Raw genomic sequence first — 23,768 nt, 5'->3', positions numbered from 1 at the left:
GCTTATGCCGTGACGCTCGCCGGCGCGGGCGCGCTTGTGCTCGCCAGCTGGATCGCGATGCGCCGGGCCGAGAAATGACGCCGAAGAACCAGCGCCTGACCCTCGCGATCCTGGCGGTCGCGGCGATCGTCGCCGCGGCGCTGCTCGCCATGTCGGCGCTGAAGGATCAGGCGAGCTTCTTCTACTCGCCCTCCGATGCGAAGCGCGACGGCCTGCCGCTCGGCCGCGCGGTACGGCTCGGCGGCATGGTGCAGGCAGGATCGATCCGGCGCGCGCCCGATGGCGTGACGGTGCGCTTCGTCGTCGGCGACGGCCAGGCGACCACCCCCGTCACCTTCGCCGGCATCACGCCCGATCTGTTCCGCGAACGCTCGGGCGTTGTCGCGGAGGGGCATTTCAATCCGGACGGCAGCTTCACCGCGACCAATCTGCTCGCCAAGCATGACGAGAAATACATGCCGCCGCAGGTGGCGGGCGCGATGCACGAAACCAAGACGCTGGAGAAATGATCGCCGAGACCGGCCTCGCCGCGCTGTGGCTCGCCGCCGCGCTCGCGCTGCTGCAGCTGATGCTCGCGGCCGCCGGCGTAGCGCGGGGTCGGGAGGCGGTGATCGCCGGCGTCCGCCCGGTGGCGATCGCGCAGGGCGCGCTGGCGATCGCCGCGATGGCGGCGTTGATCGGCGTCTTCCTCGCCTCCGACATGTCGGTGCGCGTCGTCGTCGAGAACAGCCATTCGTCCAAGCCGTGGCTGTACAAATTCGCCGGCGCGTGGGGCAATCACGAAGGGTCGATGCTGCTGTGGGTGGCGATCCTCGGTCTCGCCGGCGGCGCGGTGGCGCTGGTCGAGCGGCGGCTCGACGCGCGCACATTGGTGGCGACGCTCGGTGCGCAGGCGGCGCTGGCGCTGGGGTTCTACGCCTTTCTGCTCTTCTCCTCCAATCCGTTCGACCGGGTCAGCCCGGCGCCGCCCGACGGCCTCGGCCTCAATCCGTTGCTGCAGGACCCCGGCCTCGCCTTCCATCCCCCGACGCTCTACCTCGGCTATGTCGGAATCTCCGTCGCTTTCTCCTTCGCGGTCGGCGCGCTGGTCACCGGGCAGGTCGGACCGGTGTTCGCCCGGGCGATGCGGCCCTGGGTGCTCGCGGCCTGGATCTTCCTGACGCTCGGCATCACCGCGGGCAGCTATTGGGCCTATTACGAGCTCGGCTGGGGCGGCTGGTGGTTCTGGGACCCGGTGGAGAATGCCTCGCTGATGCCGTGGCTCGCGGCGACGGCGCTGCTCCATTCGGTCAGCGTGCTGGCGACGCGCGACGGCCTGCGCGCCTGGACGGTGATGCTGGCGGTGGTCGCCTTTTCGATGTCGATGATCGGCACCTTCCTGGTCCGGTCCGGCATCCTGACCAGCGTCCATGCCTTTGCCGTCGACCCGCGTCGCGGCACCTTCATCCTGGTGCTGCTCGCCCTCTATATCGGCGGCGCGCTGGCGCTGTTCGGCGCGCGGATCGGCAAGGTGCGTGCGGGGACGACCTTCGATCCGGTCAGCCGCGAGGGCGGGCTGGTGATCAACAATCTGCTGCTGTCGGTGATCCTCGGCATCGTGCTGATCGGCACGCTTTACCCACTGGTGGCGGCAAGCTTCGGCGTGCAGCTGTCGGTCGGCCCGCCCTTCTTCAACAAGACCGCCGGGCCGATCGCGCTGACGCTGGTCGTCGTCATGGCGGTCGGGCCGCTGGTCCGCTGGCGGCGCGACGATGCCGGGCAGTTGGTCGGCCGGCTGACCTGGCCGATCGCCGCGACCTGTTTTGCCGCCGCGGCGCTGGTCGCCTTCGGTCCGGTGCCCCTGTTGCCGACGATCGGCCTGTCCCTGGCGGCCGGCCTCGCCGTCGCCAGCGTCCTGCCGCTGGTCGGCCGTGACCTGCGGCGCACGCCGCTGTTCACCTGGGGCATGGTGGTCGCCCATCTGGGTATCGCGGTCAGTCTCGCCGGCATGGCGTCGGACGCCGCCTTCACCAGCGAGACGTTGCTCGCGGTCGAGGTCGGCCAGCCGGCGCGGGTCGGGCCGTTCACCGTCCGCCTCGACGGGATCAAGCCGGTGGTCGGCGAGGGCTGGTCGGCGCTGGAGGCGCGCCTGTCGGCGACGCGCGGTGACGAGCGGCTGGTGCTCCGTCCACAGTCGCGCTTCTTCTCGACGCCGGCGACGACGACCAGCGAGAGCGCGATCGCGACATTGTGGGACGGCCAGCTCTATACCGTCCTGGGTCAACCGGACGGGGAGGGGCGCTGGCAGCTGCGCCTGTGGTGGAAGCCGTTCGTCACGCTGATCTGGCTGGGCGGCGGCCTCGTCGCGCTCGGCGGCGCGCTGTCGCTGTTCGGGCGGTGGCGGCGTGAGCGTCGGGCACGGATGCGGGAGGCATGGGCATGAGGCGCGCGTTGCTGTGGGGGCCGCTGCTCGCTTTCGCCCTGTTCTTCGCGGTCGTCGCGAGCGGCCTGATCCGCCCCGCCGACCGCACCGTCCGGTCGCAACTGGTCGGCAAGCCGCTTCCCGCATTCACGCTGCCGCCGCTCGCGCCCGGCAAGCCCGGCCTATCGAGCGCCGATTTCCGCAAGGGCCAGCCGCGGCTGCTCAACATCTTCGCCAGCTGGTGCATCCCCTGTGCCGCCGAGGCGCCGCAGCTGATGCGGCTGAAGGCGATGGGCATCGCGGTCGACGCCGTCGCGATCCGCGACACGGCGCCCGCGCTGACCGCCTTCCTGCGCCGCAACGGCGATCCCTATCAGCGGATCGGCGACGACAAGCAGAGCGCGGTGCAGCTGGCGCTCGGCTCGTCGGGCGTGCCGGAGACATTCGTGATCGACGGACAGGGCAAGATCGTCCTGCAGCATGTCGGCGATATCCGCGCCGAAGATGTCGACGGCATCGCCGCAGCGGTGCGGAGCGCGCGATGATCCGCCGTGTCCTGCCGATCCTGCTGCTGGTCGCGGCACCGGCACTCGCCGATCCGACGACCCCGCCGGCGCGGCTCGCCAATACGCAGCTCGCCGATCCCGCCAAGGAGGCAAAGGCGCGCGCGCTGATGGAGACGCTCCGTTGCCTCGTCTGCCAGGGGCAATCGATCGCCGACAGCGACGCCAGCATCGCCGGCGACATGCGCGCGCTGGTCCGGCAGCGGATCGCTGCGGGGGAAAGCGCCGGGTCGATCCGGCGCTGGCTGATCGCCCGCTACGGCGACTATGTCAGCTATGACCCGCCGCTCGGGGCGGCGACGTGGCCGCTCTGGCTGGCACCTTTGATCTTGCTGGCGGTCGGCGTGGTGGTGGCGCAGGCGAGCTTCCGGCGGCGGGCGCGATGATCGGCTGGCTGTGCTTCGCGGCGCTGGCGCTCGCCGTGTCGGGCGCGATGATCCTGATCGGGCTGCCGCGATTGCTGTGGTCGAGCGTCGGCGCGGCGATCATGCTCGCCGGCGTCGGCTATGCGATGCAGGGGCGGCCATCGCTGCCGGCGCATCCCGCCACGCCGCGTGCCTTGGTTCAGCCCGACGACCTGACAATGTTCGACCTGCGCGACCGTATGCTCGGCCGCTATTCCGCCGATGCCGCCTATCTCACTGCGGCGGACGCGATGACCCGCGCCGGCGAACCGCAGGCGGCGGTGCGAGTCATCCTCGGCGGAATCGAGCATGTGCCCGAAAGCCTGATGCTGTGGACCGCGCTCGGCAGCGCGATGGCGGCGCATGACGGCGGCCATCTGTCGCCACCGGCGCTCTTCGCCTTCCAACAGGCGATGCGCCTATCCCCGCAGCATCCGGCGCCGCCGTTCTTCCTTGGCCTCGCCTATCTGCGCGAGGAGAATTTCGAAGGGGCACGTCGCTATTGGGCGCGCGCGCTGGCGCTGACGCCGGCGGACGCGTCCTACCGGCGCGACGTCGAGGTGCGCCTTGCGCTGCTCGACCGGCTGATTGCGATGCGGGAGGGGGATGGGGTGACCTCCCCGCAACGCTGAACGCTGCACCCCTTTCTTGAGTGCTCCTGCGGACGCAGGAACCCAGAGTTGCAGGGGTCATCATCCGCGGCTCTGAGTTGCTGCGTTCTAAAAAACATAGGGGTGGAGCCGTAGCCTTATTTCCCCCGTCCGGTCTTCTCTTGCAGTGCGTCGATGCGCTTCGACGCCTCGGCCTTGCTCAGCCCGTCGTCGAACGGTTCACCGGCTTCCTCGCTCAGCGTCTTGAGGTAGCTCGCCTGCGCGCCGGTCATCGGCTCGTCGCCGGTGGTCCAATCGTCCGGGTCCTTTTCGGCGTTGCCGGTCGGATGGTCTTTGGGATTTTCAATCTCTGACATGGGTTGGGTATCCTTTCCGAACACCCAACCCACATGTTCCTTATCCGTTCCAGCCGGAGAACGGCAAGTCCAGTGCCTCGGCCACGGCATGATGGGTGATCTTGCCGTGATAGACGTTGAGGCCGTTGGCGAGATGCGCATCCGCCTTCATCGCCGCTTCCGCGCCCATGTTGGCGAGCTTCAGCGCGAAGGGCAGCGTCGCGTTGTTGAGCGCGAAGGCGCTGGTCCGCGCCACGGCGCCCGGCATGTTGGCGACACAATAATGGATCACGCCGTCGACCTCGAACACCGGGTCCTCATGCGTCGTCGCGTGGCTGGTCTCGAAACAGCCGCCCTGGTCGATGGCGATGTCGACCATCACCGCGCCGCGCTTCATCGTCTTGACCATGTCGCGAGTCACCAGCTTCGGCGCCGCCGCGCCGGGCACGAGCACGGCACCGATGACGAGATGCGCGTTCTTCACCGCCGACGCGATCGCCGCCTTGCTGGCGTAAGCGGTCTTGATCTGGCTGGAGAAGAACATGTCGAGCTCGGCGAGCCGATCGTTCGAAATGTCGTAGATGGTGACGTCGGCGCGCATGCCGACCGCCATCTGCGCCGCGTTGACGCCAGAGACGCCGCCGCCGAGGATGGCGACCTTGGCCGGCGCGACGCCGGGCACGCCGCCGAGCAGCACGCCGCGGCCGCCCTGTTCCTTCTCGAGGTAATGCGCGCCGACCTGCACCGACATGCGGCCCGCGACCTCGCTCATCGGCTTCAGCAGCGGCAGGCCGCCGCGCGCCGCGGTCACCGTCTCATAGGCGATGCAGGTGGCGCCGGACTTGATCAGCCCCTCCGCCTGCGGCTTGTCGGCGGCGAGGTGGAGGTAGGTGAACAGCAGGTGGCGCGGCTCGAGCAGCGCGATCTCGCTCGCCTGCGGCTCCTTGACCTTCACGATCATGTCGGCCTGTGCGAACACTTCCGCCGCGGTGCCGAGGATCGTCGCGCCGGCGGCGACATAGTCGGCGTCCTCGAAGTCGATGCCGGCGCCGGCCTTGGTCTCGACCACCACGTCGTGGCCGGCGGCGACCAGCTCGGCCACCGACGGTGGCGTCAGGCCGACGCGATATTCATGATTTTTGATCTCTTTGGGAACACCGATCCGCATACAGACTCTCCTCTTGCGCGCGCATCAATAGCGCCGCACAGCCGGGAGAGGTTTGCAATCTCATCCATCCCGGCACGCCGCCGCGGGATATTTTCCCGTGGAAGGGGATCAGGACGCACGATCATGCTTGACCCGCTCGACCGCCGCATTCTCGCACAGCTCGCCCGCAATTCCGATCTGACCAGCGCCCAGCTGGGGGAGGCTGTCGGCCTGTCGCCGAGCGCTGCGCACCGCCGGGTGGCCGCCCTGCGCGAGCGCGGCCTGATCGCCGGCTATCGCGCCGTGCTGAGCAAGAGCGCGCGCGGCGATCCCAGCACCGTGCTGGTCAACGTCACGCTGCGCGACCAGCGCGAGGAGACGATGGCGGCGTTCGAGCGCGAGATCGTCGACTGTCCCGAAGTGCGCGAATGCTTCCTGATGAGCGGCGAGGCGGACTACATGCTGCACGTCGAGGTGCGCCGCGACGATACGTTCGAGCGCATCCACCGCGAAACGCTGTCGCGCCTGCCCGGCGTCGCGCGCCTCGCCTCGCATTTCGTCATCCGCGAGGTGGTGCGGCGGACCTGATCCACCGCCCGGCAACCGAACCTCGTCGCGCGGCGTTGCCCCTTTCGTTCACCTCATGCTAAGGCGCGCCGCGATGGAACAGGTTGGGAACGAAGCGTCTCGCCCGCGGATCGTCGGCGTGGTCACGATCCGGCGAGCGGCGTCATGAGCGCACCCGTCACGGCTTCGGTGCCCAGCGCCCGCGAAGGGCAACACCAGCACAAGACCGAACAGGCGCACGGCCAGGACGGCATGCTCAAGCTCGCGCTCGGCGCGATCGGCATCGTCTTCGGCGACATCGGCACCAGCCCGCTCTACGCCTTCCGCGAGACGTTCAACGGCCATCACAAGCTGGCGCTCGACCCCCTGCACATCATGGGCGTACTTAGCCTGATGTTCTGGTCGATGATGATCGTCGTCACGATCAAATACGTCGCGATCATCATGCGCGCCGACAACAAGGGGGAAGGGGGTAGCCTGGCGTTGCTCGCGCTGGTCTCCGGCCGCACCAAGAGCCGGCGGTGGAGCACCGGCATCGTCCTGCTCGGCGTCTTTGCGACATCGTTATTCTACGGCGACTCGATGATCACCCCGGCGGTCTCGGTGCTGTCGGCGGTCGAGGGGATCGCGGTCGCCGCCCCCGCCTTCGGCAATCTCGTGCTGCCGATCGCGGTGGCGATCCTCGTCTTCCTGTTCACCATCCAGAAGAGCGGCACCGCCCGCGTCGGCCTGTTCTTCGGCCCGATCATGCTGGTCTATTTCGCGACGATCGCGGTGCTCGGGCTGATCAGCGTCGTGCAGACGCCGGGCGTGCTCTGGGCCTTCTCGCCGCATTATGCGGTAGAGTTCTTCTACCTCGATCCGGTCCGCGCCTTCCTGGCGCTGGGATCGGTGGTCCTGGCGGTGACCGGGGCGGAGGCGCTCTACGCCGACATGGGCCATTTCGGCCGCCGGCCGATCGGCCTGTCGTGGCTGGTCTTCGTGCTGCCGGCGCTGATGTGCAATTACATGGGGCAGGGCGCATTGCTGTTCCGCGAGGGGCGGCCGGCGCTGGAAAGCCCCTTCTACATGCTCGCGCCCGACAGTCTGCAGCTGCCGCTCGTCATCCTCGCCACCGCGGCGGCGATCATCGCCAGCCAGGCGGTGATCTCCGGCGCCTTCTCGGTGACCCAGCAGGCGATCCAGCTCGGCTTCATGCCGCGGCTGCGGATCGAGCATACCAGCGCGGCCACGGTCGGACAGATATACATCCCGCTGATCAACTGGCTGCTGATGGCGATGGTGATCATCCTGGTGCTGTTCTTCCGCACCTCGTCCAACCTCACCTCCGCTTATGGCATTGCGGTGACGGGGGCGATGTTCATCGATTCCTGCCTGCTCGGCGTCGCGCTGCTGCGGCTGTGGAACTGGCCGATCTATGCCGCGGCGCCGCTGCTCGGCCTCTTCTTCCTGGTCGACGGCGCCTATTTCACCGCCAATCTGACCAAGGTGCCAGACGGCGGCTGGTTCCCGCTGATGATCGGGCTGATCGTCTTCACCCTGCTGACCACCTGGTCCAAGGGGCGCAAGCTGATGATGGAGCGGCTGCGCGAGGCGGCGATGCCGATCAAGGTGTTCATCACCTCCGCCTCCAATTCTGCCAGCCGCGTGCCGGGCACGGCCGTGTTCATGACCTCGACCGCCGACGGCGTGCCGCACGCGCTGCTGCACAATCTCAAGCACAACAAGGTGCTGCACGAGCGTGTGATCCTGCTGACGGTCAAGATCGTCGACCAGCCCTATTGGTCGGCGGACGACCGCGCCTATGAGGAGCCGATGGGGGAGGGCTTCTTCCGCGTCGTGCTGCGCTACGGCTTCATGGAAGAGATCGACGTGCCGGCCGCGCTCAAGCGCGTGCACGAATGTGGCGCCGATTTCCGGATGATGGACACCAGCTTCTTCCTGTCGCGCCAGACTTTGCTCGCTTCCGAGCGGCCGGGCATGATGATCTGGCGCGAGAAATTGTTCGCCTGGATGCTGCGCAACGCGGAAAGCGCGATGGAATTCTTCCGCCTGCCGACCAACCGGGTCGTCGAGCTCGGCAGCCAGGTGGAGATTTGAGCGCCGCGGGGCCGGCCGGCGGCCCGGCGCCGATCATCGTCACCGCACTCTTCGGCCGGCAGGATCAGGGCTGGTTCGATGCGCAGCGCGCCGCCCATTTTCCGCCCGACCGCAACGTGCTCGCCGCGCATCTGACGCTGTTCCACCATCTGCCGCCGTCGGCCGAAGCCGAACTCAAGCATCGCCTGTCGCTCGCCACCCGCGGCATACGGGCACCGCGTGCCCGGGTCGGCGGGGTGATGTCGCTCGGCCGCGGGGTCGCCTACCGGATCGAATCGCCCGAACTGGTCGCCGTCCGCCGCGATCTGGCGGAGGCGTTCGCCGGCCTGTTGACGCCGCAGGATGCCGGCGGCTGGCGCCCGCACGTCACCATCCAGAACAAGGTGCAGCCGAACGTCGCCAAGCTGCTGCTCGGCGCGCTGACCCGCGAATTCGTGCCCCGCGACGTCGAGATCGCCGGTCTGGCAAGCTGGTGGTATCGCGGCGGGCCATGGGAACCGCTGTCGCGTCACATGTTCGCTTGACGCCTTCGCGGCGCCTACATATAGGCCGCGGCTCGCCGACGGCGATGCCCTTGGGGCGGAGTAGCTCAGCTGGTTAGAGCAGCGGAATCATAATCCGCGTGTCGGGGGTTCAAGTCCCTCCTCCGCTACCATTCACCCTTGCCGTCGATGGCAGGAGAAACCCCGGCTCCGGCCGGGGTTTTCGTCTGTGGCGTCATCCCGCCGGGCGGATGCGGCGTCAGGACATGCGGAACGCATAGCGCCCGGACGGAACCTCCACCGCGATGCGACCGTCGCGAGCGTCGCTCTGCCGGAACCGACCGGCGATCGGGCGCCCGCCTTCGAGGATCGCCTGGCCGGACGAGGCCGGCAGCTGCACCGATGCCGTGGCGTTGGCGGGCACGACCAGATCGAGCGACACGCCCCCGTCACCCTGGCGCTGCCAGCGGGTGGTGATCGTCCCGATACGCGAATCATAGCGCGCGCCCGCACTCTTCAGCCGGGGGTCGAGGACGGGGCGCACCGCGAAGCGGCGGAAACCCGGCGCGATCGGGTCGATGCCCGCGATCCGCCGGAACATGAAGCCGACGACGGCGCCCAGGGCGTAATGATTGAAGGAGTTCATCGACCGATCGCCGGCGTCGCTGTTCCACCGCTCCCAGGTCGTCGTCGCGCCCTTGGCGATCATATAGCCCCAGGAGGGAAATTCCGTCCGGAGCAGCAGGTCGTAGACGAGCCGATCCTCGCCCGCATCGGCCAGCACGTCGAGGCTGTAGGGCGTGCCCAGGAAGCCGGTGGACAGCAACGTTCCGCGACGGCGGATGTCGGCGACCAGCCGGCGCACCGCCTCGGGCCGTTGTGCCGGTTCGAGCAATCCGAATTGAAGCGCGAGGATGTAGCCGGTCTGCGACCCGTTGCCGATCGCGCCGTCTTCGGCCAGGAACTTGCGCCGGAACGCCTGCGCGAGACCGGCCGACATGGTCGCATAATAGGCGGCCTCCCGCTGCCGTCCGGAGGCGCGCGCCATGTCCGTCATCTGATCCACCGCGCCCTTCCACATGGCGGTGCCGACCAGATCCTTGGGTGTCGTCGGATCGCCGGGCTGCACGGCGTCGAGCGCGAGCCAGTCGGCATAGTCGTTGCCCCGGCCCGTCTCCCACACCAGTCCGGGATTGGCCGTACGGATCGAATCGATGAAGCGGGTCATCGAGGTCCAATGCTGGTCGATCACCGCCGTATCGCCATAGCGCTGCCAGATGGTCCAGGGCAGCGCGACGCCCGCGTCGCCCCAGCCCGGTGACGAGCCCGGTCCGGTGAAATGCGCCGTATCCGCGTTCGGCGCGATGTCGGGATAGTCGCCCGTGTCGCGTTGCGCGTCGCGGACGTCGGCAAGGAAACGCTGGGTGAAGGCGGCGGTGTCCATGTTGAAGCTGGCGGCGTCCCAGAAGACATGGGCGTCGCCCATCCAGCCCAGCCGCTCGTCGCGCTGCGGGCAATCGGTGGGAATGCCCATGAAGTTCGAACGCTGACTCCACCGGCTGTTGAGCCACAGCCGCTGCGGGACATAGGCGTCGAGGTGGAGATCGCTCGTTTCCGCCAGATCGGTGTGGATCGGCACGCCGACGATCTCGTCCTTGGTCAGCGGCCGGCCCAGCCCCTCGACCTGGACGTAGCGGAAGCCGTGATAGGTGAAGCGGGGCTCGTAGCGCTCGACGCCGCCATCGCCGCGGAAGGTGTAGCGGTCGGTCGCCTTCGCCTGGCGCAGGTTGGTCTGGTCGACGCTGCCGTCGGCGTTGAGCAGTTCGGCATAGCGGAGCGCGATCGTCCGGCCGCGCGCGCCGCGGATCGAAATTCTTGACCAGCCGGCGAAATTCTGGCCGAAGTCGACGACGCTGGCACCGTTCGGCAGCGTCGCGATGGCGACCGGAGTCAGGGTTTCCTGCCGCCGGATCGGCGGGACCGTCGCGGCCACCAGTTTGGCCGCCGCGGGCGGGGCCGCCGCCGCGGGATGCCAGCGCGCATCGGGGCGGAAGCCCGGCGTGCTCCAGCCGACCTGCTCCCGCGTCGCGTCATAATGTTCGCCGTCGTAGATCGTCGCGCTGACGATCGGCGATTCGGCGACCGACCAGCCGTCGCCGGTGGCGACGGTCTGTGTCCTGCCGTCCTCATAGCGGATCTCGAGCTGGCCAAAGAGGCGCAAGGGTGCCTCCCCGAACGAAAAGCGGCCATTGGGGGATACGAAGCTGCCGTACCAGCCATCGCCGACCATTACGCCGAGTACGTTGTCGCCCGCGACCAGCATGGGCGTCACGTCGTCGACGCCGTACAGGCAGTGTTTGCGATAGTCGGTGAATTCGGGGCGCAGCAGCGCGTCGTCGAGCCGCCGTCCGTTGATCTGCGCCTCATAAGCGCCCAGCGCGGTCAGATAGAGTCGGGCGGAAGCCACCTTGCCGTCGATCCGAAAGCGAGTACGCAGCATCGTCGCGGGCAGCGGCGGCATCGGCGCGCCGCCCGGCGCCGGCTGGGTCGGAGTCCAGCCGCCGTCGGCGAAGGCGAGCGACCGCCAGCCTTCGGGCGGTGAACTGGCCGCCCGCATCGGCTCGCCGATGAAGCGGACCACCCGGCCATCGGCGAAGGTGGCGCGCACTAGCGCCGCTGCCCGGACGGCCGCATCGTCCCGCTGCTTGGCTTCGATCGCGACGAGATGGTCGCCCGCGGGTAGCGACAGGGGCACGGCCCAGGGGCCGGCCACGCCCCAGCCGTTAGTCGCGGGCACGACGATCGGCTCGCCGTCGAGATAGACCCTGGCGGAGGTGCTGCACCCAGCCATGATCGTCACCTCGGCAGGCTCGCGCAGGGTGAAGCGAAGCCGGAACCCCTGCAGGCTGCCCTTCGCGGCGAGCGGTGCCTGGCGCCATGCCAGGCCCGCTTCGCGATCGGCGCGCAGCACCGGCGTTTCCGCCGACAGCCAGCGGGCGGACCAGTCCTGCGGCGACAGCAGGCCCATTTCCCACGATGCGATCGGCGACACCGCGGACACGCCCCGCTCGTCCCAGGCGGTGACCCGCCACCATGCCTGCGTCCGCGAACCGAGCGGCTTGCCGCGATAGGCGATGTCGAAGCACGCGTCGCCTTCGCTCCGGCCGCTGTCCCAGAGATCGTAGCGGCCGGCCGCCGCCGCCGCGCGACTGGACGCAACGCCCACCCGCCACGCGGACTGCCGCGCCCCGTTGCGGGTCGACAGCAACTGCCAAGACAGGCGCGGCGTCGCCGTGTGCAGCCCGCGCGGGTCGACCAGACCGTCGACGAGCAATCCGCCGACCGCCCAATCCCCCGTCGCCGGCAGGGCTCTGGCAGCCGGCAATGCCGCCGTCATGGCACCCGCCCCCAGCAAGACCGATCGCCTGTCGAACATCATTCCTCCCCGATCCGATCGCCTGCCGATGCCGACGTCGCGCGCGCCGCCGCAACGCTCCGTTCCACGCCATCTCGTTACACTGACCATCTGGTATACGGTTCCTACTGTCTGTCAAAGCGCGCGGCGGACCGGCACGATGCCGCCAGCACGGTCGATGGGCCCGCGGATCGCGACGCATCTGTTATGAACCTTTCGGAAACTTCCGCGGGGTAAGGTCCGGAGCGGTGGAGTAGAACCGATGCGTACGCGCTATCATTTTCCGAACGAGCGCCGGCGCGAAGAGCGCCGGGTGGCGCCGGCTGCGCCCTATCCTGGACCGGAGCGACGGCTGGCACAGCGGCGCAACGACGAGGTGAAGCTGGTCCGCAAACGCGAGCCGATCCACCGCGGCGTGCTGTGGGCCGGGGTGCTGGCGCTCTTCTGCGTCGTCGATGCGGTCAGCCTGGGCGGCGCCTATCGCCACATGGTCGAGAATGCCGTCAGCGATGCCGCCGCGCGGACGCGCGACTGGTCGGCCCATGTCTGGGACTGGGGCCACTGATCGGTCAGCCGAACACCCGATAAGGGTCGTGCAGGACGATAAGTGAGTCGGCACGTGCCAGCCCGACCAGGGTCAGGCCGTGGGCACGGGCGTGATCGACCGCCATCGCCGTCGGCGCGGAAATGCCGGCGAGTAAAGGGGTTGCCGCGACCAGCGCCTTGTCCACCATCTCGAAGCTCAGCCGCGATGTGACGAACAGGAAGGCGTCGCTATGGCCGGCACGCGCGCCGATCAGTTTGTCGAGCGCATTGTGCCGCCCGACATCCTCGAAGGCCGCGACGATGCGTCCGTCCGCATCGCAGGCGGCGGCGGCATGCACCGCGCCGGTCGCGGCATTGATCGGCTGGTGCGCGCGCAAGGCCGCGCCGACGGCGAAGATCGCCGCCGCGGTCACCGTCGGGCGCGGCGGTCGCGCGGCGACGGGCCGGCGCAACTGCTCCAGTCCGGCGATGCCGCACAGACCGCACGACGTATCGCTGCTGCGGTGGCGGACGCGATCGTGAATGCGGCCGGCGCAGGACGACGCCAGCACGATGCGCAGGATCCAGCCGTCGGCGGCCTCGAACGGCTCGACCGCGACGATCTCGTCCGGCCGGTCCGCCAGCCGTTCCGTCAGCATGAAGCCGGTCGCGAACGCTGCCAGATCGCGCGGCGTCATCATCATCACCGCATAGCCCAGCCCGTCGACCTCGATCGCGACCGGCGCCTCGACCGCAATGCCGCGCAGGTCGTCCGAGGTGCGGCCATCGGCGTGGACGATGCGGACGAGCTCGCGGCGAAGGGGATCGGAGGGGACGGCGCTCATAGCGCCATCAGATCCTCCGGCCGGTTGACGTTGGCAAGCGGCGTCGGGCTGGCGATGGGCAGCGCACCGACGCTGCGCGCCCAGCTTGCCACCGACCGATCGGCCCCGGCACGGCCGAGCCGGTTGAGCAGATTGGTGCGCAGCACCGCCGGCCAGAAACCGATCACCGGCGCGTCGCTGCAATACGCCGGCGCCCGCCGCGTCAGCGCCTCGAGCATCGGCTCGGGCAGGCGCGGCGTGTCACAGGGCACGGTCAGGACGCAGCCGAAGCCATGGGCGGCGGCATGGTCGAGCGCCGCGGCGATCCCGCCCAGCGGCCCGAGCCCGGGGGCCGGCAGGTCGGCGATCCCGCCGTCGCGACCGACCACCACCACCGTATCGACATGCGGTGCCAGTTGCGCCCGGACCAGATCGATCAGCCGCGCACCGTCGAGCAGCGCGACGGCCTTGTCGCTGCCGAAACGGCGGGATTGCCCGCCGGCCAGGATGGCACCGAGGATCAGGCGCTGCGCTCCACTCGCACCGGCACCGACTTGGCCGCCGGCACGTGGCTCTGATGGGCGTGGTGCGCGACGGGAATCAGCACGTTGCACTCCGGATAATAGGCGCCCAGGCAGCCGGCCGGAATGTCATAGGGCACGACCAGCAGATTGCCGACGCGCGTGTCGCCGTTGCCGCCGGCGTCGCCGACCAGATCGACGCGGTCATGCTCCTTCAGCCCCATCCGCGCCATGTCGCCGCGATTCATCATCACCACGTCGCGCGTGCCTTTGATGCCGCGGAAGCGGTCGTGATAGCCATAGACGGTGGTGTTGAACTGGTCGTTCGACCGCAGCGTCATCAGCCGGAAGCGGCCTTCCGCATCCTCGAAGCCAGTCGCGCTCATCGCCGTCGGCACGTTGAACTCGGCGCGGCCGCTTTCCGTCTGCCATTCGCGATGCGCGGCGGGCACGCCCTTCCAAAAGCCGCCGGGAATCCACATCCGCTCGTTGAAGCGGTTGAACTTGTCCGGATAGGTCGCCTCGATCGCGTCGCGGACCAGGCCATAGTCGCCGACCCAGGCGTCCCAGTCGACCTTCGGGTTGGGCGCCAGCAACGCCTTGGCGATGCCGGCGACGATGGCTGGTTCGGACAGCAGGGTCGGGGCCGCCGGCGTCGCCCGGCCGCGCGATCCGTAGATGCGGCTGAACGAATCCTCCATCGTCACCGCCTGCGCGCCGCGCGCCTGCTCGTCCGTCTCGATCCGGCCGAGGCAGGGGAGCAGATAGCAGGTCTTGCCCGGCAGCAGATGCGTGCGGTTGAGCTTGGTCGCGATGCTGACCGTCAGCGGCAATTGCTGCCACGCCGGTTCGATGCGCGCCGTGTCGGGCACCGCACGGGCGAGATTGCCGCCCAGGCCGACAAACGCCTGCGCGCTGCCGTCGATGATCCGCTCGCACGCCTCGACCGTGTCCCAGCCCTTCTCGCGTGGCGGCTCGAAGTCGTAGAGGTCCTTCAGCCGGTCGAGCGGCGCCAGTTCGGGCTTTTCGGTGATGCCGACCGTCCGCTGCCCCTGCACGTTGCTGTGCCCGCGCACGGGGCCGAAACCGGCACCCGGCTTGCCGACATTGCCGCGCAGCAGCATGAAATTGACCAGCATGTGCAGATTGTCGATGCCGTTAACGTGCTGGGTCAGGCCCATGCCGTAGACGCAGATCACCCGCTCGGCCTTGATATAGATCCGCGCCGATTCCTCCAACTCAGCGCGGGTCAGGCCGCTCTCGCGCTCGATCTCGTCCCATCCGGTCTCGCGCGCCCGGGCGGCGAATTCCTCGAAGCGCACCGTGTGCTGCGCGATGAAGTCGTGGTCGAGGATCGCTGGCCGGCCGGCCGCCCGCGCCGCATCGTCGGCCTCGATGACGTATTTGCTCAGGCCCATCAGCGCGGCGATGTCGCCGCCGGCCCGCACCTGATGATATTGGCTGGCGATCGGCGTCGACTTGCCGGTCGCCATCTCGATCGGGTTCTGCGGATCGGTGAACCGCTCGAGCCCGCGTTCCTTCAGCGGATTGAACACGACGATATCGACGCCGCGCTTGGCGCAATCGCGCAGCGGGTGGAGGAAGCGCGGGCTGTTCACCCCCGGATTCTGGCCGAAGTAGAAGATCGCGTCGCAGACATTGTAGTCTGACAGGTGGATCGTGCCGACCGGCGATCCGATCGCCTGCTTGAGGCCAACCGACGTTGTCTCGTGGCACATGTTCGAACTGTCGGGCAAATTCTGGCTGCCGTACATCCGCGCCATCAGCGCCCACATGTACGACGTTTCCAGGCTGGCGCGGCCCGAGGCGTAGAAGACGACCTTGGTCGGGTCGAAGCCCTTCAGCTGCGCGCCGATGTCGGCGAATGCCTCGCCCCAGCTGACCGCGACATATTTGTCGGAGGCGGCGTCATATCTCATCGGGTGGGTCAGCCGCCCGGCCTGTTCGAGGTCGTAGTCCTTCCAGCCGCGCAGCTCGCTGATCGTGTGCTTGGCGAAGAATTCGGGTGTGGTGCGATAGCTGGTCAATTCCCAGGCGGTCGCCTTGGCGCCATTCTCGCAGAATTCGGCGATATGCGGATGGGCGGGCTTTCCCCAGGCGCAGGACACGCACATGAAGCCGCCGGGCTTGTTCTGCCGGGTCAGTTCCTTGGCCGCCTCTGGCCCGACCTTCTCGCGCATTGAGATTTCGGCGAGCGACTTCATCGACCCCCAGCCACCGGCGGGACCCGTATAGGGGCTGGTGTCGATATCGTCCGTCTTGTGCATGTCAGGCCCTTCCGCTTGGAAGGACCAACGCCGCCGCGGCACTTTCGATGCAGGACGGTCATTTTTCCTGCGGTGACGATCCGATGGCGCCGTGCCATCGATCTGTCAGCAAATTGCAACTCGGTCGTCTTCGGACCTGTCTAGGCGCGGCTCCGTTCAATCGGGGGACGACGACAGTGACGTATAAGAACAGGTTGCGCACTTGCGTGTGCGCGGGCGCGATCCTGGTTGCCGGTTATGCGCCAGCCTTCGCGCAAACCGGCGTACCCGTTGTTGCCGCGGGCGACGATGCGCAACAGGCGCTCGGCGACATCATCGTCACCGCGCAGAAACGGCCGGAAACGCTGCAGAAGACGCCGATCGCTATTTCGGTGCTCGGCGCCGCCGATCTGACCAACCGCCACGTCCAGTCGCTGACCGACCTCGGTGACGGTGCCATTCCGTCGCTGCGCGTCGCGCCCTTCTTCTCGCGGCCGGGGGCGCTGATCGTCAACGTGCGCGGCGTCGGCGTGCTGGGGGACAGCAACCAGCCGGCGCGCGACCAGGGCGTCGGCATCTATATCGACGGCGTGTATCAGGGGCGGCCACAGGGTCTTGGCGCCGCGCTGTACGACGTCGACAATATCGAGGTGCTGAAGGGGCCGCAGGGCACGCTGTTTGGCCGCAACACCGAAGGCGGCGCGGTCAATATCGTCACCAAACGGCCCAGCGGCCTGTTCAAGATGAACGCCACCGCCGGCTTCGGCAATTACGGTGCCTATAAGGGCGAGGCGCATCTCGACCTGCCCGAAGCCAACGGGATCAGCGTCAAGCTGGACGGCGTGCTGACCCGCCGCGACGGCCTGGTCCGCAACCCACTCGCGGGCGCGTCCGACTTCAACGGTTTCGACAAGCGCGGCGCCCATGCCGAAGTGCTGTGGAAGATCGTGCCGGACTTCACCGCCGATTATGCCGTGGATACGTCCTATGATGCGACCACGACGCTGTACAATCAGCTGCTCGCGCCCGGTGCCGGCCTAGCCGCGACGGCCACGGGTCCGGCCATCGCGCCATACAAGCTCGCCGCGGTGGCGCGGCCGTCGTTGACGCGCCAGCTCGTCGCCCCGGTCGGCTCGCCCCAACAGCCGAGCATCGGCAAGACCAGCGGCATGCGCCTCAACCTCGAATGGCAGGCGGTGCCGACGCTGATGATCAAGTCGATCACCGCATTCCGCCGGCTGACGCAGGGGCAATTCGACAACGGTTCGGCCGCGCCGGGGCTGCAACAGCCGGTGACGTCCAGCAATCCGACCGCCGCGTTCAACGTGCCGCAGACGATCGCCGGCGTCGCCTATCCGGGCTTTCCCTTCTCCCGCTACAGCCTGGCCTATTTCGCCCAGCATCAGTTCAGCGAGGAAGTGCAGGGGATCGGCTCGCTCGGCGACAAAGTGAAGTTCGCGGTCGGCGCGCTTTATTACCGCGAAAGCGTCAACGACAATGCGCAGGCGTATAATACCAACGCCTTCACCGATGGGGCCGGCAGCAGCTATGTCGCGCTGACGCTCGACCCGGCGACGCGGCCGATCGATCGCGCCAGCCATGTCACGACCACAAGTCTCGGCGCGTACGGCCAGGGCACTTGGACGCCCGGGGCGCTGGGCGACATCGTCCATCTCACGCTCGGCGCACGCTATACGCATGACAAGAAAGAGGGCGCGCTGACCACGGTCAACAATGCCGTGCCGTCGATCCCGATCAATGGCGTCACCGTGACCGGGCCGGTCCCGTTGCGCTATAGCAAATCGCGGGTCGACCCGATGGTCAACCTCGCCGTCGACCTGGCCGACGATGTCCATGTCTATGGCACATGGAGCACCGGCTATCGCTCCGGCGGCGCCAATTCCCGCTCGCTCAACTACGCCGCGTTCAACCCGGAAACGGTGTCGATGTTCGAGGTCGGCGCCAAGACCCAATTCTGGAACAATCGCGGCCGCTTCAACGTCGCCGTCTATGCTGGCACCTATAAGAACATCCAGCTCGACTTCAGCGGCCTGTACGAAGACGTCGTCAACGGCATTCGCGTCGCGACGACGCGCACCACGACCAATACGGTCAATGCGCCGGGCACCGGCCGGCTGAAGGGGATCGAGGCGGAGCTGACGCTGGTGCCGGCGCAGGGCCTGACGCTCGGCGCCAGCTATGCCTACAACCACGTGCGGATCCCGGCGACGATCAATCCCTTTCCGCAGTCCGGGGGCGTGTTCATCACCGTGCCGGTGCCGATCTATCAGGTCTATACGCCCGACCATTCGGCGAGCGGGACGATCGACTATGAAGTGCCGCTCGACGGCGTCGTGCTGCGCGCCCACCTCGACGGCAATTACGCTGCGGGGTTCTACGCCGGCTATACCGACTCGACCTACGATCCGGTGACCCGCGCGGTGCGCTATGCTCAACCGAAGGGCGATGCCGGCCTGGTCTTCAACGGCCGTCTGGCGCTGGCGGATATCGCCCTGTCCGGCGGCACCAAGCTCACCGTCTCGGCCTGGGCACGCAATCTGTTCAACGAACAGCATGTGTTCGTGAAGTCGGGCGCGCCGCAATCGGGGCTCAGCGGCTTCTTCAACGATCAGCGGACGTTCGGCGGCGAACTCAACCTCCGCTTCTGACGCCTGTACCGGCCGCGCCGCCCGTGCGGTCCGGCCGGTCCCCTTCAGCCTGACCGGGACGACAACCATGCGCCATCTCGCCACCGCCTTTGCTCTCCTCGCTGCCGTCGCCGGCGTCGTCGACGCGCGCCCGGGCCCATCCGCTCCGAATGCGCATGAGCGGCTGGTCGCGCTGCAGGGCGGTCAGAACTTCCGCGATCTCGGGGGCTATCGCACTGCCGATGGCCGGATCGTGAAATGGGGTCTGCTCTACCGGTCGGGCGCGATGAACGCGCTGACCCCGGCGGATTTCGCGACGCTCGCGCAACATGGTCTGCGCACCGTCTGCGACCTCCGCGACACGCGCGAGCGGACCAAGGCACCGGTCAACTGGCCGACGGGGCATGCTCCAGCGGTGTTTGCCGACGATTACGACATGAGCGGGGCCATGCGCGAACTCGCCGATCCCGCGCTCGACGGCGCCAAGGCGCGGGCGTTGATGCAGCGGACCTATGCCGATCTACCGTTCCGCTTCGCTGGCCAGTATCGCCGGATGTTCGCCGAACTCGCCGCCGGCCATGCGCCGCTGGCGGTCAATTGCTCGGCGGGCAAGGACCGTACCGGCGTCGCGGCCGCTTTGCTCCTCACCGTGCTCGGCGTGCCGCGCGCGACGGTGATGCAGGATTATCTGCTGTCCAACCGCTATTTCGATCCCGCCCGCGCCGCGGCTCAGGACCCCAATACGGCGGCGTTCACGCAACGCTTGCCGGCCGACGCGGTCAAGGCACTGATGGATGTCGAGCCCGCCTATCTCGATGCCGCCTTCGCCGCGATCGCGGCGCGGCCCGGCGGCCTCGCCGCCTATCAGCGCGATCAGCTCGGCCTCGACCCCGCCACGGTGCGGCGCCTGCGTGACCGTTACCTGACCAGGGGATAAGAGCGGTCTTGCCGGTCGCAGCCCGACTACCGACTGGACTTGGCCTGGAAAGCCTCTTGGCCAGCACGGAAAAACGCATTCCCACTTAGTACATAGAAATTCTTTGACGTCGGTGCGAACCGGGCGGGGCTAAGGGCGTTGCCCCGCCGCCCGCGAGCGCGGGACGATAAAAGGATTTCAGGGAATGACACAGGGTCGCACCACCGCTCTCCTCGGCGCCTCGCTGCTGGCGCTCGTTGCGCAGGGGGCCGCCGCGCAGACGGTCTCCCCGCCGCCGCAGCAGCAGGGCCAGCCGGGCCAGGCCGACGACGGATCGGCGCGCGTCGACGACCAGGCGGGGCAGACGGCCCCCGCTGCCGGTGCGGCGACCACGGGCGACGAGGGCAACGACATCATCGTCACGGGTACCCGAGCCGAAGGCCGCACCCGGCTCGACAGCGTGTCGCCCGTCGACGTGCTGAGCGGCGCCAGCCTGCAGCGCCAGGGGACGACCGAACTGGCTGCGGCGCTCGCCACCGTCGCGCCGTCGATCGACTTCCCGCGTCCGTCCGCCAATGATGCGACCGACGCGATCCGCCCGGCGACGCTGCGCGGCCTGTCGCCCGACCAGACCCTGGTGCTGATCAACGGTATCCGCGGTCACACTTCGGCCAACCTCAACACCAACGGCACCGTCGGCCGCGGCTCGGCGGCGGTCGACCTCAACACTGTGCCGACCGTTGCGCTCGACCGGATCGAAGTGCTGCGCGACGGCGCCTCGGCGCAATATGGTTCGGACGCGATCGCCGGCGTCGTCAACCTGCGCCTGCGCGAGGCGCGCTCCGGCGGCGGCGCCAGCGTCACCTACGGCTTCTACAACACCGACTTCGCCACGGCGAACAACCGCCGCAGCGTCAACGGCGAACCCGTCGTCACCGCCTCGGCGTGGCAGGGCCTGGGCTTCGGCAGCGACGGCTTCATCACCGTGTCGGGCGAATATACCAAGCGCCAGCCGACCAACCGCGCCGACATCGATCGCCGCGTCCTCGTGCCGCAGGTGACGGGCCGCTACGGCGATCCCGAGGTCGAGCAGTACACCGGCTTCGTCAACGCCGGCACCTCGCTGACCGACAACATCAGCCTCTACGCCTTCGGCGGCTACCAGGACCGCGACACGCGCAGCGCGGCCTTCCCGCGCATCATCGCGACGAATGCCAGCGCCAACACCGTCCGCCAGATCACGCTCGCCAGCTATTACCCGAACGGCTTCCTGCCGATCATCAACACCAAGACCAAGGACATCAATTCGGCCGCCGGCCTGCGCGGCGACTTCGGCGGCTACAACGTCGACCTGTCGTTCAGCTACGGGCGCAACACCGTCGACTTCCGCACGCTCAACTCGGCCAATTACGCCTATGGGTCTGCGACGCCGAAGAACTTCTACGACGGCCAGGTCGCCTATGACCAATATGTCGCGGGCCTCGACGTGACGCGCAAGTTCGACGTCTTCCAGTCGCTGAACGTGGCGTTCGGCGTCGAAGGGCGGCGCGAGGGCTATAAGATCAGCGCCGGCGAGCCGGCCTCCTATGGCTATCCCACCGGCACCACCGATGCGGTCGCCGGCTCGGCGCCGGGCGCGCAGGGCTTCGGCGGGTTCCGCGCCGACAATGCGGTGAAGCGCGGGCGGCGCAGCGGCAGCATCTATCTCGATGTCGAGGCGCAGCTGACCGACAAGTTCCTGGTCGGCATCGCCGGGCGCGGCGAAGATTATTCGGACTTCGGCTCGACCGCGACCGGCAAGGTGTCGGCGCGTTACGATTTCACCGATTGGTTCGCGTTGCGCGGCACCGCCTCCACCGGCTTCCGCGCGCCCTCGCTGCAGCAGCAATATTTCACCCAGACCGCGCAGGTGGTGACCAATGGCGTGCCGATCCAGACCGGTACCTTCCCGTCGGTCAGCGCGGTTGGCACGGCGCTTGGCGGCTTGCCGCTGCGGCCGGAGAAGTCGAGCAACCTGTCGGTCGGCACGGTGATCCGCCGCGGCGGCTTCGACCTGACCGTCGACGCCTATCGCATCCATATCCGCGACCAGATCGGCCTGTCGGAGAATATTCAGTCGACCTTCAGCACCCAGGTCGCCGGCCTGCTCGCGCCGTACAACGTCTCGGCCGCGCGCTTCTTCATCAACGGTCTTGCCAGCACCGCCAAGGGCATCGACGCGGTCGCCCATTATCGTGCGACGACGGCAGGGGCGGGGACGTTCGACCTGACGCTCGCCGGCAATCTCAACACGATCGACGTGACGCGCGTGCCGACCAGCACCGCGACGCTCAATCCCGCGCCGACGCTGTTCGCGCGCAGTCGCATCCTGACGCTGGAGGAGGGGACGCCCGGCGAGAAGGTGACCGGGACGATCGACTGGTCGCTGGGTCAGCTCGGTGCGCTGGCCCGCGTCACCTATTACGGCAACGTCAACCAGCCGGGTACCGTCGCCTCCGCCGACGTGCTGACCGGCAATCGCGCGATCACCGACCTCGAGGTCCGCTATTCGGCTCCCAAGGGCGCGCAGATCGGCCTTGGCGTCAGCAACCTGTTCGACGTATATCCGCGCGCGACCGCGGCGGCGAACAATTCGACCGGCGTGCTGGGCTTCCCGTACTTCTCGCCGTTCGGCTTCAACGGCCGCTACCTCTACGCACGCGCCGGCCTCAATTGGTGAGCTTGCCGAAACGGACATGAACGGATAGGGCGTCGGTCAGACATCAAGAGTCGGGCCGACGCCCGGCACCAACCTGCCCTCCCGGCAAGGTGGTGCTTCCCCCGGACACGGGGGGAGGATGTGGCCGGACCGGCAACGAACGGGACTAGCAGCCGCATACCGACGCGTCGTCACGACTCCTTCGCCACAGGAGGATCGAACGTGACCATCGCACCCCAGCAATTCGCCAGCGACAATTATGCGGGCATCTGCCCCGACGCGCTCGCCGCGATGGTCGCGGCCAATCCGGGCTCGGAAACCGCCTATGGCGACGATCATTGGACTCAGCGCGCCTCCGACGCCTTTCGCGCCCTGTTCGGTGCCGAATGCGAGGTGTTCTTCGTTTTCAACGGCACTGCTGCCAATTCGCTGGCGCTGGCGCAGCTCTGCCAATCCTATCACAGCGTGATCTGCGCCGCCTCGGCGCACGTCGAGACGGACGAATGCGGCGCCCCCGAATTCTTCTCCAACGGCTCCAAGTTGCTCGTCGCGCCGACCGCCGGCGGCAAGCTGACACCCGAGGCAGTGCGCAGCCTCGCCACCAGCCGGTCGGACATCCATTTCCCCAAACCGCGCGTCGTGACGATCACCCAACCGACCGAGACCGGTCAGGTCTATACCCCGGCGGAGATACGCGCCTTGTCGGCGACCTGCCGTGACCTTGGCCTCAAGCTGCACATGGACGGCGCCCGCTTCGCCCATGCTTGCGCCAGCCTCGGCTGCGATCCGGCCGAGATCACCTGGCGTGCCGGTGTCGACGTGCTGTGCTTCGGCGGAACCAAGAACGGCATGGCGGTTGGCGAGGCGGTGATCTTCTTCGATCGCGCGCTGGCCGAGGATTTCGACTATCGCTGCAAGCAGGCGGGCCAGCTCGCCAGCAAGATGCGCTTCCTGTCGGCGCCCTGGGTCGGCCTGCTAGACAGCGGTGCGTGGCTGCGCAACGCGGCGCACGGCAATGCCTGCGCACGCCGGCTCGCCACGGCGGTCGAGGGGCTGCCCGACATCGCGCCGATCTTCCCGGTCGAGGCGAATGCCGTCTTCCTGGCCGCGCCGGAGGACGTGCTGGAGACGCTGCGCGGCAAGGGCTGGCGCTTCTACACCTTTATCGGCGGCGGCGCCCGCTTCATGTTCGCCTGGGATGCCGACCCCGCCCGCGTCGACCAGCTGGCGGCAGATATCCGTGCGGCGGCGCTGGTGAGCGAGCCTGTTTGAACGCCAGTGTTCCATACCAATGAAAGCCTTTGCGCTCTAGAAAGTCCTTTTCTGACAGAACGATAATGGATC

General features: G+C 68.2%; 19 protein-coding genes, 1 tRNA gene and 1 riboswitch. Of the genes, 14 read left to right on the top strand and 6 right to left on the bottom strand.

Annotation, left to right across the window (positions count from 1 at the left end; translation table 11 throughout):
- The first annotated feature begins 74 nt into the window (after nt 1-74).
- The 5 genes from ccmE to ACU5AX_RS04285 are packed head-to-tail and all read left to right on the top strand — an operon-like array spanning nt 75 to nt 4,000.
- Nucleotides 75-509, top strand: coding sequence for a cytochrome c maturation protein CcmE (ccmE, locus tag ACU5AX_RS04305; RefSeq protein ID WP_446689801.1), 435 nt, complete (start codon nt 75-77; stop codon nt 507-509).
- Entirely contained in the window at nt 506-2,422 is a 1,917-nt protein-coding gene (locus ACU5AX_RS04300; protein WP_446689800.1) for a heme lyase CcmF/NrfE family subunit, read from the top strand. The genes ccmE and ACU5AX_RS04300 overlap by 4 nt, the downstream gene beginning before the upstream one ends.
- A complete protein-coding gene (locus ACU5AX_RS04295) occupies nt 2,419-2,946 on the top strand; it encodes a DsbE family thiol:disulfide interchange protein (RefSeq protein ID WP_446689799.1) in 528 nt (175 codons plus the stop codon). The genes ACU5AX_RS04300 and ACU5AX_RS04295 overlap by 4 nt, the downstream gene beginning before the upstream one ends.
- Nucleotides 2,943-3,350 carry a cytochrome c-type biogenesis protein gene (locus ACU5AX_RS04290; protein WP_446689798.1) on the top strand — a complete coding sequence of 136 codons (408 nt, stop codon included), beginning with the start codon at nt 2,943-2,945 and terminating at the stop codon, nt 3,348-3,350. The genes ACU5AX_RS04295 and ACU5AX_RS04290 overlap by 4 nt, the downstream gene beginning before the upstream one ends.
- Nucleotides 3,347-4,000 (top strand): tetratricopeptide repeat protein, encoded by a 654-nt coding sequence (locus ACU5AX_RS04285; RefSeq protein ID WP_446689797.1) that lies wholly within the window; start codon nt 3,347-3,349, stop codon nt 3,998-4,000. Before ACU5AX_RS04290 ends, ACU5AX_RS04285 begins: the two co-directional genes overlap by 4 nt.
- 116 nt (nt 4,001-4,116) lie before the next feature.
- Here the strand turns inward: ACU5AX_RS04285 and ACU5AX_RS04280 are convergent, their stop codons facing one another.
- The gene (locus tag ACU5AX_RS04280; protein WP_198352601.1) at nt 4,117-4,335 is read right to left on the bottom strand and encodes a DUF3072 domain-containing protein; all 219 of its coding nucleotides are present in this window, start codon (nt 4,333-4,335) and stop codon (nt 4,117-4,119) included.
- Between the two features lie 40 nt (nt 4,336-4,375).
- A complete protein-coding gene (gene ald / locus ACU5AX_RS04275) occupies nt 4,376-5,482 on the bottom strand; it encodes an alanine dehydrogenase (protein WP_446689796.1) in 1,107 nt (368 codons plus the stop codon).
- A gap of 123 nt (nt 5,483-5,605) precedes the next feature.
- Here ald and ACU5AX_RS04270 point away from each other — a divergent pair, with 123 nt between their 5' ends.
- From ACU5AX_RS04270 to ACU5AX_RS04255, 4 genes are all read left to right on the top strand, one after another.
- Nucleotides 5,606-6,049 (top strand): Lrp/AsnC family transcriptional regulator, encoded by a 444-nt coding sequence (locus tag ACU5AX_RS04270; RefSeq protein ID WP_198352603.1) that lies wholly within the window; start codon nt 5,606-5,608, stop codon nt 6,047-6,049.
- A gap of 144 nt (nt 6,050-6,193) precedes the next feature.
- Nucleotides 6,194-8,128 carry a potassium transporter Kup gene (locus ACU5AX_RS04265; protein WP_446689795.1) on the top strand — a complete coding sequence of 645 codons (1,935 nt, stop codon included), beginning with the start codon at nt 6,194-6,196 and terminating at the stop codon, nt 8,126-8,128.
- The gene (locus tag ACU5AX_RS04260; RefSeq protein ID WP_446689794.1) at nt 8,125-8,652 is read left to right on the top strand and encodes a 2'-5' RNA ligase family protein; all 528 of its coding nucleotides are present in this window, start codon (nt 8,125-8,127) and stop codon (nt 8,650-8,652) included. The genes ACU5AX_RS04265 and ACU5AX_RS04260 overlap by 4 nt, the downstream gene beginning before the upstream one ends.
- 54 nt (nt 8,653-8,706) lie before the next feature.
- Nucleotides 8,707-8,783: transfer RNA gene (locus tag ACU5AX_RS04255), tRNA-Met, on the top strand.
- Between the two features lie 86 nt (nt 8,784-8,869).
- Here the strand turns inward: ACU5AX_RS04255 and ACU5AX_RS04250 are convergent.
- Nucleotides 8,870-12,007 (bottom strand): alpha-L-rhamnosidase, encoded by a 3,138-nt coding sequence (locus tag ACU5AX_RS04250; RefSeq protein WP_446689793.1) that lies wholly within the window; start codon nt 12,005-12,007, stop codon nt 8,870-8,872.
- A 280-nt stretch (nt 12,008-12,287) separates the two neighbouring features.
- Between ACU5AX_RS04250 and ACU5AX_RS04245 the strand changes: the two genes are divergently transcribed.
- Complete coding sequence (locus ACU5AX_RS04245; protein ID WP_446689792.1) at nt 12,288-12,590, top strand: hypothetical protein; 303 nt, start codon at nt 12,288-12,290, stop codon at nt 12,588-12,590.
- A 4-nt stretch (nt 12,591-12,594) separates the two neighbouring features.
- Here ACU5AX_RS04245 and fdhD read toward each other — a convergent pair whose 3' ends face one another.
- From fdhD to ACU5AX_RS04230, 3 genes are read right to left on the bottom strand one after another with little or no spacing between them, the layout of a single operon-like run.
- Entirely contained in the window at nt 12,595-13,395 is an 801-nt protein-coding gene (fdhD, locus tag ACU5AX_RS04240) for a formate dehydrogenase accessory sulfurtransferase FdhD (protein WP_446689791.1), read from the bottom strand.
- On the bottom strand, nt 13,392-13,988 hold the full coding sequence (locus ACU5AX_RS04235; protein WP_446689790.1) for a molybdenum cofactor guanylyltransferase: 597 nt from the start codon (nt 13,986-13,988) through the stop codon (nt 13,392-13,394). The genes fdhD and ACU5AX_RS04235 overlap by 4 nt, the downstream gene beginning before the upstream one ends.
- A complete protein-coding gene (locus ACU5AX_RS04230) occupies nt 13,895-16,183 on the bottom strand; it encodes an FdhF/YdeP family oxidoreductase (protein ID WP_446689789.1) in 2,289 nt (762 codons plus the stop codon). The genes ACU5AX_RS04235 and ACU5AX_RS04230 overlap by 94 nt, the downstream gene beginning before the upstream one ends.
- 194 nt (nt 16,184-16,377) lie before the next feature.
- On the opposite strand from ACU5AX_RS04230, the gene ACU5AX_RS04225 reads away from it, so the two are divergent.
- From ACU5AX_RS04225 to ACU5AX_RS04210, 4 genes are all read left to right on the top strand, one after another.
- Entirely contained in the window at nt 16,378-18,831 is a 2,454-nt protein-coding gene (locus ACU5AX_RS04225) for a TonB-dependent receptor (protein ID WP_446689788.1), read from the top strand.
- 67 nt (nt 18,832-18,898) lie between these two features.
- Nucleotides 18,899-19,747 carry a tyrosine-protein phosphatase gene (locus ACU5AX_RS04220; protein WP_446689787.1) on the top strand — a complete coding sequence of 283 codons (849 nt, stop codon included), beginning with the start codon at nt 18,899-18,901 and terminating at the stop codon, nt 19,745-19,747.
- A 184-nt stretch (nt 19,748-19,931) separates the two neighbouring features.
- Complete coding sequence (locus ACU5AX_RS04215; protein WP_446689786.1) at nt 19,932-22,445, top strand: TonB-dependent receptor plug domain-containing protein; 2,514 nt, start codon at nt 19,932-19,934, stop codon at nt 22,443-22,445.
- 35 nt (nt 22,446-22,480) lie between these two features.
- Nucleotides 22,481-22,595: riboswitch (SAM-I-IV-variant riboswitch) on the top strand.
- 51 nt (nt 22,596-22,646) lie between these two features.
- On the top strand, nt 22,647-23,696 hold the full coding sequence (locus ACU5AX_RS04210) for a threonine aldolase family protein (RefSeq protein ID WP_446689785.1): 1,050 nt from the start codon (nt 22,647-22,649) through the stop codon (nt 23,694-23,696).
- The last annotated feature ends 72 nt before the right edge of the window (nt 23,697-23,768 follow it).

It is taken from the genome of Sphingomonas benefaciens (assembly GCF_052907485.1).
This window is presented reverse-complemented; position numbering and strand designations above follow the sequence as displayed.